Raw genomic sequence first — 1,323 nt, forward strand, 5'->3', positions numbered from 1 at the left:
TGGGCCTGCCCCGTTTTGACGGACATCCGAGAACAGGGGACCTGGGGTCTCCGGGAGGATGTCCATCATCATGGAGAGCATGGGGAAGAAGCGGCCGCGGCCTCGGCGTTCGTTCACGCCGGAGTTCAAGGCTGAGATCGTCGAGTTGTGCCAGCGCGGTGACCGCACGCTTCGACAGGTCAGCCAGGATTTCGACCTGACCGAGACCGCGGTGCGTGACTGGGTCAAGCAGGCCGACCTTGACACCGGTGCCCGCACCGACGGTCTGACCAGCAGCGAACGAGACGAGCTTGCGCAGCTGAGGCGGGAGAACCGCAGGCTGCGCGAGGACGTGGACATCCTCAAGCGGGCGACGGCTTTCTTCGCGAAGGAGACCCGGTGAACGTGCACCCGTTCATCGAGGCGGAGCAAGCCGGCGAACACAACGTCAAGCGTGCGTGTGAGCTGCTCGAGGTCTCCAGGTCCGCCTACTACCAGCGCAAATCCGGTGTCCAGTCCGTTCGTGGGCGCGTTGATGCCCAGCTCACCGAGAAGATCATCCAGATTCATGCGGTGTCGAAGGGCACCTACGGGGCGCCACGGATTCACGCCGACCTCGCCGACGCCGGCATGCGGCACGGCCGTAAACGCGTCGCCCGGCTGATGCGCGCCGCTGAACTGGCCGGGAAGAGCCCTCGCCGGTGGCGGGCCACGACGATCCCGGACCCGAACGCCGGCAGACGCCCCGACCTGGTCGGACGTGACTTCACCACCGATCCGGGCGCCCTCAATTCCCGCTGGTGCGGGGACATCACCTACATCAACACCTGGCAGGGCTGGCTCTACCTGGCCACCGTTATCGACCTGGCCTCACGCCGCATCGTCGGCTGGGCCATCGCCGAGCACCTCAAAACCGACCTGATCGACGCCGCTCTCACCGACGCCCTCGTGCGGCGCCGACCCAAGTCCGGGCTGGTCTTCCACTCAGATCGCGGCTGTCAATACACCAGCGCCCAGCACGCCCGCCTCGCGCAACGTCACGGCATCCGCCTGTCCGTCGGACGGCGCGGGCAGTGCTGGGACAACGCGGTCGCCGAATCGTTCTTCTCCACCATCAAGACAGAACTGCTACACCGCCAGCCATGGCCCACCCACCAAGCCGCCCGCCAGGCCATATTCGAGTACATCGAAGGGTGGTACAACACCCGCCGCCGGCACTCGACCCTGGGCTACCTCAGCCCCGCCGCCTTCGAATCCACCGGTTCGCACCTCCTACCAGCGGCCCAGGCAGCCTGACTAAGATCAACACATCGACCCTGTCCGTCGAAACGGGTCAAGCCCAGT

General features: G+C 66.1%; 2 protein-coding genes. Both read left to right on the forward strand.

Annotated elements, in window-relative coordinates; all coding sequences use genetic code 11:
- Positions 1-58 precede the first annotated feature (58 nt).
- Positions 59-382 carry a transposase gene (locus ACFYPR_RS31760; RefSeq protein WP_354863383.1) on the forward strand — a complete coding sequence of 108 codons (324 nt, stop codon included), beginning with the start codon at positions 59-61 and terminating at the stop codon, positions 380-382.
- Positions 379-1,275 carry an IS3 family transposase gene (locus ACFYPR_RS31765; RefSeq protein WP_354863382.1) on the forward strand — a complete coding sequence of 299 codons (897 nt, stop codon included), beginning with the start codon at positions 379-381 and terminating at the stop codon, positions 1,273-1,275. Before ACFYPR_RS31760 ends, ACFYPR_RS31765 begins: the two co-directional genes overlap by 4 nt.
- The last annotated feature ends 48 nt before the right edge of the window (positions 1,276-1,323 follow it).

The sequence above is a fragment of the Micromonospora sp. NPDC005254 genome (assembly GCF_042872525.1).
Taxonomy (GTDB): Bacteria; Actinomycetota; Actinomycetes; order Mycobacteriales; family Micromonosporaceae; genus Micromonospora.

Coding starts and splice junctions, on each gene's coding strand:
- ACFYPR_RS31760 (WP_354863383.1), top strand. CDS start 59: ATGTCCATCATCATGGAGAGCATGGGGAAGAAGCGGCCGCGGCCTCGG.